This window comes from Ligilactobacillus equi DSM 15833 = JCM 10991 (assembly GCF_001435735.1).
In the GTDB taxonomy this organism is placed as follows: Bacteria; Bacillota; Bacilli; order Lactobacillales; family Lactobacillaceae; genus Ligilactobacillus; species Ligilactobacillus equi.
This window is the reverse complement of record NZ_AZFH01000173.1, coordinates 1-9,475: the sequence shown is the minus strand read 5'-3', so window position 1 is coordinate 9,475 and position 9,475 is coordinate 1. Positions and strand designations below refer to the sequence as shown.

Sequence of the window (9,475 nt, the reverse complement as noted above, 5' to 3'; positions counted from 1 at the left end):
ACCAATTGGATTTCTTCCATCGCTTCTTTTTACGTCTTGTTATGGTGTGCTTACGATTTATATTTGAAAGAAAAATTTCCTCGTGGAAAAAATGAAACATATCAATTTGAAGTTACCAAAGGCGATGTTTTAAGTAATCCTAGAAAACAACAGACTAGTGCAAAAAAATTGGTAGGGGAAATTCTTGAAGGTTTTATGAAGAAAAGTAAGTTTAGACCTAGCGATATCGTACATATTATTGATATTGATGGAATAATGGCTAGTTCAGATGACATAGTTATTGATGAAAGCTTAGAAAATAACCACGAATATGATTTAGTAAACAATAAAGTGAAATTTAAAAAGTTAAGTTTATATGAAAAAACAAAGGAAATCTGGGACAAGAAAAAAGCGAATATCAAAGTATTATCTCGAACCACTGAAATTAGTAAGAAGAGGTATAAATTAAAGTATGATTTATTGTTTTTTCATTAACATCAGAACATGTTATTTCAGGTAAAGTGGCAATGACACAGGATGATAAAGATGATGTTATTGATAACTTCCAAAGTAAATATCCTAATGTGGATAGTTTAGTGATATTCATTAGAAAATGATGGTTTATTTTATCCTACAAATAGTATTGTTGAGAGTTGGCAGCAATTTTTAGATGAAAAAGGTATTGTTAGAAAAACTAATATTAACCTGCTTTTTAAAGAAATTGATAAGTATCTATATACACCGAAATCTTCCTAAAATTGAGTTAGAAAAAATCCTATGCTAAGGATAATTTATTCATGATTGCAATTAACCAAAAAAGAAGCCACCGTAAAGCAGCTTCTTAAAATAATTGAACTATCTCTTTGCTTAGTTATTTGGAAATAAATTGTTTCAATCCCCAAATATCCTCAGTACTTAACTGACCGATCCGCTTAAACTTAGTCATATCTAGCCTAAGCTCGTATTTAGACATAGTATCAATGTAAGATTGTTTACTTAATCCTGTTGCTTTTAAATCGCTGATTTTATAATATTTGGACTTAATATAATCCGACTTATTATTATATTTCGTAGTAATTTTGAAAACAACAACAGAGTCTGCCCTAGTCTTAAGGATTAGGACAGGTCTTCTCTTTCCTTGCTTACCCCATGACATATAGGCAGTGTATACTTCATTAATCTTCATCAAAAAAGTCCTCTAAATCCTTTTGCGTTTCTACTTTTTTAGTAGGTATGGATTCAACGGCCTCCTGAAGTTCAATAATTGCCTTTTGTCTGGGGGTTAAAGCAAACGTTAAAGGTATGCGACCGGTATTAATTATTTCTCTATACAAACTATTTATTACTACTGTTGGAGTCAGACCAATTTCTGCTATTATATTTTCTGCTTCAAGTGCAACTTCGCGATTGATGTTGACTTGAACTTTTTTTGTTGATGTAGTCATATATAATCACCTCATGATACTTTATACTCATATTATATCATAAGAAACTTCATTCTATGTTTTTTGAGAAGAGATAAGGAAGAATTTGTTACCTGGGATGAAGATTTAGGCAAGATTCACGGCGCTGAGGGCTTTCTAAAGGCTAAAAGTAACTATGGATAACAATCGGCGGTCAATCAAGTTTTTTTAAATAGAAACCTAAAGTATAAAAATTGAAAAGCCCATTATATCAACCATAAAAATGTATTACTTACAAAAAGTTTTAGCTATCAAACGGCTTCAGCGCTATACTTTATAACTTTCCTATGCTAAAATTAGGATAATATCTGCATTGAAAATACGAAATGGAGTGATGAATTGAATGCAGTCTGACATAGTGCAACTAGTCATTATTATTTTGATTTTGGGAATTGCAACCATTTTTACTTTGGCTGAATATTCCCTCGTTAAGGTGAGACCCACCGAATTACAAACAATGGAACAAACCAAAAATGTGGTCGCCGCGCAAAAGTTAGTCGAAAAGCTAACGGAATACCTCTCAACGGCCCAAGTTGGGATTACGCTGACATCCCTGATTTTAGGGTGGATAGGGGAAGAATACATTACCGAATTAATTTTAGAATCACACTTGCTACCACACGCGATTGCAAGTAAAGTAGCACCAGTTATCGGGATTTTAATCTTCACCTTCTTGCACGCGGTCTTTACGGACTTAGTTCCCAAAAATATTGCGATTGATAAACCAGTAGTAGTACTGCTAGCGATTGTGAGACCCTTACAAATATTCCACATTATCTTTTATCCTTTGGTTTGGTTGTTTGATCGGGCGGCAATTTTTTTCACGAAGTTATTGGGCTTCAATGCAACTCCAGCAGAAGATATCTACTCGCAAAGTGAAATAATTTCTTTATCTCAGGATGCAGCTGAGGCGGGGGAATTAGATAAAGAAGATTTAATTTATATGAAGCGAGCCTTTGATATGAATGATAAAGTCGCGGAAGATATTATGATTGACCGAACTCAGTTAACGGTGATTGATAGTAAAGCTACGGTAGCGGAAGCGGCTGAAATGTACTTCCAAACTAAATATAGTCGTTTCCCTGTGGTTGAAGACGGTGATAAGGACAGAATTGTAGGATATATTTATTCCTACGAAATCATGAAACGTATGCGAAATAATCCTCAAACACCGGTAAAACAAATTTTACGCATGATTCCTTATGTTTATGAAGGTCAAGCTTCTGTAGAAATTTTACGTATGATGATTAAGGAACAAGTACCGATTGTGGTTGTTCAAGATGAATTTGGTGGGACAGCTGGGATTATAACTGATAAGGATATTTATGAAGAGCTATTTGGTTCTGTTCGGGATGAAACCGACCATGTTTCAGCCGATCAAGTTACCAAAAACGAAGATGGATCGTATGATGTTTTAGGGAAGATTACCCTTTACGATTTTGAACGCTACTTTAATGTAGAATTACCAGAATTTGATGACAGTGAAGCCGTAACTTTAAATGGTTTCATTATGGAACAGTATCATGATCATTTGGAAGTGGATCAGGCTTACCAAGTTGGGAAGTTCACGATTACGCCGCTTGATTTTGAAAGTGCCCACGTGGACAAATTTAGGGTTACTTATTAACCATCAGGCGCTCCCTCTGTATACTGGAATCAGTACTACGGAGGGTTTTTTAAATTACAAAAGCCTCTAGGATTGAGTATTGACTATCTTGTCCTACACAAACGAGGTTACGCATAGAGAGATACAATGACGTACACTCACTTCACCGTGATTGGTTATGATTTTAGAATAAAAGCGCAACGAAGACAACGCTTTTGTAAGTTGTTGTCCTTAAGCGATAGCGAAAGGAATGTTTATAAGCATGGAAGTAATTACAGCGACCAGCAATGCTCGGGTCAAGGCATGGAAAAAATTGGCCAAGAAAAAAGAACGTCAAAAACAAGGACAATATCTTTTGGATGGTTGGCACTTGGTCAAAGAAGCACTCTTGGCCAATCAAAAAATTGCAACTATTTTAGTGGTGGCCGATTTTAAACATGCTAGTGAGTTAGCAGCGTTTAATTTTAAGGGTGAGATGATTCAAATTTCAGATAATGTAGCCAAGGCGCTTAGTGAAACGCCTAGTCCTCAAGGAATTTTTGCTTTGGTGGAAATTCCGGTAGCTACAGATATTGAGTTGGCAGATATTTCGGGGGCTTGGCTCTTCTTAGACGGTGTTCAAGATCCTGGTAACATCGGGACCATGGTACGAACTGCGGATGCTGCGGGTTTTAGTGGGGTGGTCTTTGGAGAAGGTAGTGCTGATTTATACCAACCCAAGGTTGTGCGTTCAATGCAAGGAAGTCAGTTCCATTTGCAGTTACATGTTGGAAATTTAAGCGAATGGATAGCGGCTTTTCAGGCTCAGAAGTTTCCCGTATTTGGTACTGAATTAAATGAAGCGGCGCGCAACTTTCGTGAAGTAGGACAACACCAGGACTTTGCCCTAATTATGGGAAATGAAGGTAACGGTATGCGGGCTGACCACTTAGCGCAAACTTCCTTAAACCTCTATATTCCTTTAGCCGGCAATGCTGAGTCCTTGAATGTTGCGGTTGCTGCCGGAGTGTTAATGTTTCAGTTAAAAGCTTAAGATTATTAAAAAATAAGCGCTTTCATTGGATTGTGAAGTATCTGTGTAGTATACTTGAAGTAGGAAGCAAGGTAGAAAAAACCTAAGTTTAACAGAATCGAGGTAGTTGCATGCTCAAAGAAACTTGGCGCAACGATATGGAATACATGTCCTATGTGGGTGAATTATTAGCGCAGCCAGAAGTACAAAGGTTAGCCAATTACACCCAACACCATTTTTCAACGCGGTTGAATCATGTGATTTTTGTTTCCTATTATAGCTACAAGTTAGCGAAAATGTTTAACTTGAATGCCAAGGCGATTGCACGTGCGGGGATTTTACATGATCTATTTTACTACGATTGGCGGACAACTAAATTTGATCGGGGAACTCATGCTTGGATTCACCCTCGAATTGCCGTGCGAAATGCGGAAAAAATTACGACTCTAACATCTTTAGAAAAGGATATTATCATTCACCATATGTTTGGGGCGACTGTTTGCCCACCAAAATCTGTTGAAGGATTGATTGTTTCCTTAGTGGATAAATATGCGGCCACTTCTGAATATTCCGAACACTTGGTGGAGGAAATGGGTCATAGAGTAGAAAAATTTCGCAAAATTATGCTTTTAAAAAGTAAGTAAATGGTGTAAAATAAAACTAGCAGATGCTATCGGGAAAACCGGTCTATCGAGCCGGTTTTTTTATGCGTAAAGGGAAAGGTGATAGAATGGCAACAGTCGCAGAAAAAAAAGAATACCACATGTGTCCTAAATTTGAAAAAACATTTAGCATTTTAGGAAAAAAGTGGAATGGTTTAATCATTGATGTTTTATTATCTGATGAGCCCAAACGTTTTAAAGACATTGCCTCTAAGGTTAATAAGTGCAGTGATCGAGTAATGGTTGAACGATTGAAAGAGTTGGAAAAAGAAGGTATTGTAGAAAAAACGACCCGGGAAGGTTGTTGTCGCGAGCTTTATCAACTAACAGCTCAAGGTCGAGACTTGGCTACTGTGATGGAAGATGCACATGCCTGGGCAAATAAATGGTATACCTTAGAGGACTGTCGTTAATTAGGACTTGACGGATGGGTTGAGAAAGCTTAAACTGAAGTAAGTTATGAAATGCGTCGATGAAAGCTAGTAGCTGTTGGCCCTCGTCAGAGAAGGACTGGAAGCTGGAAAGGTCCGCTTGGAAAAACAGTGAATTTCACTTTCGAAGTTAGTAGACTGTAAGGTCTACTCGGTACTGGCCGTTATGCAGGAAAGTGCCAATTCTAACATAGAATTGGAACAAGGGTGGTACCGCGAAGCCTCGTCCCTTTTGGGATGGGGCTTTTTTGCTACCATCGACGTTAAAAATTAGAAAGGAAGATATTATGGGTTTAAAAGAACAGTTGGAACAATTACGCCAAAAGCATTTGGAAGAAATCCAAAAAGCCGTAGACCTTAAAGAAGTTAATGCACAAAGAGTGAATCTTTTAGGTAAAAAGGGTGCTTTAACGGAAATTTTACGGGGAATGAAGGATCTTACCAATGAAGAACGCCCTGTTGTGGGAAGTCTAGCTAACAAGATTCGTGATGAATTTACCCAAGCAATTGCTAAAAAAACGGAAGAAATCGAAATTGCCAAAACGGCTAAGAAGTTGGAAAAAGAAAGAATTGATGTGACTTTACCTGGGACCGCAATTAAAGCCGGGCAGCCACATATATTGATGCAAGTGATTGACGACATTGAAAAGCTCTTCTTAGGCATGGGTTACTCCGTAGTAGATGGTCCTGAAGTGGAAGAAGATCACTACAATTTTGAAATGTTGAACTTACCTCAAGATCACCCGGCTCGTGATATGCAAGATACTTTCTACATTACCAAGCAATTATTAATGCGGACCCAAACGAGTCCCGTGCAAGCTCGGACCATGGAAAAACATGACTTTTCTAAGGGACCTTTGAAGATGATTTCTCCTGGGAAAGTCTACCGTCGCGACACGGATGATGCGACGCACTCCCATCAATTCCACCAAATTGAAGGTTTAGTGATTGACAAGCACATCACGATGGCTGACCTCAAGGGGACTTTGGAAGCAATCGCCAAGACAGCCTTTGGGGAAGAAAGAGAAATTCGGCTTCGTCCCTCTTACTTCCCATTCACAGAACCATCTGCTGAAGTTGATGTTTCCTGTTTCCGTTGTGGCGGAGAAGGCTGTAATGTCTGCAAGCAAACTGGTTGGATTGAAGTATTAGGTTGTGGGATGGTTCACCCTAATGTTTTAGAAATGGCTGGGATTGATTCTAAGGTCTACGGAGGCTTTGCCTTTGGTTTAGGACCCGATCGCTTTGCCATGCTGAAATATGGGGTGGATGATATTCGCGAATTCTATCTCAATGATGTACGCTTCTTAAGTCAATTTAATCAGAAAGGATAATTTTTAATGAAAGTTTCAACAAAATGGTTAAATGAATATGTACCTGTCTTGGACTTAGATCGGGAAAAATTAGCGGAAAAAATTGCCCGGACTGCGGTGGAAATTGCCGGTGACTACCAAATGCAAGATGGCTTAAAAAAAGTAGTTGTGGGACATGTCTTAAGCCTGGAACCTCACCCAGATTCTGACCACTTGAATGTTTGTCAAGTGGATGTTGGGCAAGAAGAACCTTACCAAATTGTTTGCGGGGCGCCTAACATTGCCCAAGGCCAAAAAGTTATTGTTGCTTTACCTAATTCTTGGATTGGGGGCCACACTAAGATTAAGAAGGGGAAGATGCGCGGCATTGTTTCAATGGGAATGATTTGTTCCTTACAAGAACTTGGTTTCGCCGAAGGTGTGGTACCAAAAGAATATGCCGATGGAATTTATGTCTTACCTGCTGATGCCACTCCTGGTGAGGAAGTCTTTTCATACTTAGGGATGGACGAAGACATTATTGACGTGGATATCACTCCTAATCGGGCGGATTTATTGAGTATGCGTGGGGTTGCTTATGAAGTGGCAGCTATGTACGATCGTCAAGTGACTTTACCTGAAGTTAAGGTTACCGAAGTTAGTGATGACCAAGTGGCCAACTATGTGAGTGTTCAAGCTCCAAGTGATTTAGTGCCAACTTACCAAATGCGAGTAATTAAGGATGTTAAAGTGGGACCAAGTCCACTTTGGATTCAAAGTCGTCTTTGGAATGCCGGTATTCGTCCTATTAATAATGTGGTGGACGTGACTAACTATGTTTTATTAGAATATGGTCAACCTTTACATGCCTTTGATTACCAAACTTTTGCCACTGATAAACAAGTTGTGGTGCGTAGCGCACAAGACGGCGAAAAATTTGTTACTTTAGATGGTGAAGATCACGAATTAAAAACTGGCGACTTAGTAATTACTGATGGTCAAAAGCCTGTTGGCTTAGCCGGAATTATGGGTGGTTTAGAAAGCGAAGTAACAGAGAAGACTCAAACTGTTGCCTTAGAAGCTGCGGTCTTTGATGGACAAACGTTGCGTAAGACCGCTCGCCGGGAAAATTTCCACACCGAAGCATCTGTTCGGTTTGAACGGGGCATTAACGTGGCGACTGTTCGTGAAGCTTTAGATAAAGCTGCTATGATGATTGCTGAACTTGGCCAAGGTCAAGTGGTAGCAGGGGTGGCTCAAGCCAACGAAGTAGACACTGCCGATCGGGAAATTGAAATTACGGCTACTCGTATCAACCACGTTTTAGGTACGAGTCTGAGCCAAACTGAAGTTGCTAAAATTTTCAGTCAATTAGGTTTTGGTGTGATTGAAAATGGTGAAAGCCTAGTTGTGGCTGTACCCGTCCGCCGTTGGGACATTGAAATTGATGCCGACTTGGTTGAAGAAGTTGCACGGATTTATGGTTACGATAATATTCCTACAACTTTACCAACTTATGAAGCCACACCAGGTAAGTACACACCTAAGCAAAAGTTAATTCGGGATGCGCGCCAAATTATGGAGGCCAGTGGTCTAAGCCAAGCTATCTCTTACGGTTTAACCACTTATGCCAAGGCGCAACGCTTCCTGTTAGATACAGGGAAAGCTACAGAGTTAGACTTCCCTATGTCTTCCGACCACACAACGGCGCGAATGAACCTTTTGAGTGGTTTACTGGATGATTTAGCTTATAATGTAGCCCGCAAGAACGAAGATGTAGCCCTTTACGAACAAGGCCGGGTCTTCTTGCGCCAAGACGGTAGCGACCGGCCAACGGAAATCGAACACTTAGCCGGGGCGATGACGGGACTCTTCCACCACGCAGATTGGCAAGGTCACAAGACACCGGCCGACTTCTTCTTGGCTAAGGGAATTGTGGAACACCTCTTGACCACCTTAGGAGTTAGCGGGGTGACTTATCAAGCTACAGGCGCCCACGAAGAAATGCACCCAGGGCGGACTGCGGATATTTACGCTGGTGATGTTTACCTTGGTTTTGTAGGAGAGGTACATCCTAACTTGCTTAAGGAGTTACGACTCAAGCGGACTTATGTTTTTGAATTAGACTTGGATAAGATTTTAGGTTTGGACAAGTTAGCTCAAATTTACCAACCAATCTCCAAGTACCCCGCTGTGAGTCGGGATATTGCCTTAGCAGTTAATAGTGATGTTCACAATCAAGACCTAGTCAACTGCATTGTGAAAAACGGGGGTAAGAACCTCAAGGAAGTCAAGCTCTTTGATCTTTATCAAGGAGAACATTTGGCTAAAGGGCTCAAGTCTTTGGCATATAGCCTAGTCTTCCAAAATGCTGATAAGACTTTGGTTGATGAAGATGTCAATCAGGCATTTGCTAAGATTGAAAAGGCTTTGAAGGAAGAATTTAACGTTACGGTACGTTAAAAGTGTTAGTGAAAGTCTCGACATGAAAAACGTCGGGACTTTTTGTAAGGAAAAGCAAATTTTTTCAAAGACTACTGAAATTCCAGGCAAATTTTAGTATAATGATTAGGATAAAGTAAACAGGAGTGATTAACTGTTTGTAAAAATATAGAATTAAGTAGAATTTAACCGAAAAATACGTTGTAATTAAACCATAGAAAGATTGAAAATGTAGGTGGTTTATTATAACAATGTTAAAACCAAAAGAGATGGCAGAACGTCTTGGCGTTACTGTTAGAACTTTACAAATTTGGGATAAAAAAGGAACCTTGAAAGCCTACCGAACTCCCACTAATCGAAGATATTATACAGAAGAACAATATTTAAATTATATAGGTCAATCGTCAACTACCAAACGTAAAAATGTCGCTTATGCTAGAGTATCAACTAATGGGCAAAAAGACGATCTAAAAAATCAAATTGATTTCATTAGACAATACGCTAATGCTAAAGGTGTAATTCTTGATGAAACGATTACTGATATTGGTAGCGGGCTTAATTATAATCGAAGAAAATGGAATGAATTAT

At 39.2% G+C, this 9,475-nt stretch carries 10 protein-coding genes and 1 other annotated feature; of the genes, 8 read left to right on the top strand and 2 right to left on the bottom strand.

What is annotated here, in order from left to right:
• On the top strand, window positions 1-474 hold a 474-nt coding region (locus FC36_RS09240), incomplete at its 5' end, for a hypothetical protein (RefSeq protein WP_162257668.1).
• A gap of 376 nt (window positions 475-850) precedes the next feature.
• Here the strand turns inward: FC36_RS09240 and FC36_RS09235 are convergent.
• Window positions 851-1,165 (bottom strand): putative type II toxin-antitoxin system PemK/MazF family toxin, encoded by a 315-nt coding sequence (locus FC36_RS09235; protein ID WP_025021448.1) that lies wholly within the window; start codon window positions 1,163-1,165, stop codon window positions 851-853.
• Window positions 1,155-1,424 (bottom strand): type II toxin-antitoxin system RelB/DinJ family antitoxin, encoded by a 270-nt coding sequence (locus FC36_RS09230; RefSeq protein ID WP_056986867.1) that lies wholly within the window; start codon window positions 1,422-1,424, stop codon window positions 1,155-1,157. Before FC36_RS09230 ends, FC36_RS09235 begins: the two co-directional genes overlap by 11 nt.
• Window positions 1,425-1,785: 361 nt before the next feature.
• Between FC36_RS09230 and FC36_RS09225 the strand changes: the two genes are divergently transcribed.
• From FC36_RS09225 to FC36_RS09195, 7 genes are all read left to right on the top strand, one after another.
• Entirely contained in the window at window positions 1,786-3,069 is a 1,284-nt protein-coding gene (locus tag FC36_RS09225; RefSeq protein ID WP_156409572.1) for a hemolysin family protein, read from the top strand.
• 241 nt (window positions 3,070-3,310) lie between these two features.
• Window positions 3,311-4,081, top strand: a complete 771-nt coding sequence (locus FC36_RS09220; protein WP_025021447.1) for a TrmH family RNA methyltransferase — start codon at window positions 3,311-3,313, stop codon at window positions 4,079-4,081.
• A 110-nt stretch (window positions 4,082-4,191) separates the two neighbouring features.
• Entirely contained in the window at window positions 4,192-4,704 is a 513-nt protein-coding gene (locus tag FC36_RS09215; protein WP_025021446.1) for an HD domain-containing protein, read from the top strand.
• Between the two features lie 86 nt (window positions 4,705-4,790).
• On the top strand, window positions 4,791-5,135 hold the full coding sequence (locus FC36_RS09210) for a winged helix-turn-helix transcriptional regulator (protein ID WP_025021445.1): 345 nt from the start codon (window positions 4,791-4,793) through the stop codon (window positions 5,133-5,135).
• A 47-nt stretch (window positions 5,136-5,182) separates the two neighbouring features.
• Window positions 5,183-5,387, top strand: a binding site (T-box leader).
• A gap of 53 nt (window positions 5,388-5,440) precedes the next feature.
• A complete protein-coding gene (pheS, locus tag FC36_RS09205) occupies window positions 5,441-6,487 on the top strand; it encodes a phenylalanine--tRNA ligase subunit alpha (protein WP_023859466.1) in 1,047 nt (348 codons plus the stop codon).
• 6 nt (window positions 6,488-6,493) lie between these two features.
• Window positions 6,494-8,908 (top strand): phenylalanine--tRNA ligase subunit beta, encoded by a 2,415-nt coding sequence (gene pheT / locus FC36_RS09200; protein ID WP_025021444.1) that lies wholly within the window; start codon window positions 6,494-6,496, stop codon window positions 8,906-8,908.
• Window positions 8,909-9,132: 224 nt separating this feature from the next.
• Window positions 9,133-9,475: IS607 family transposase (locus tag FC36_RS09195; protein ID WP_156409573.1), on the top strand; the 343-nt coding region annotated here is incomplete at its 3' end.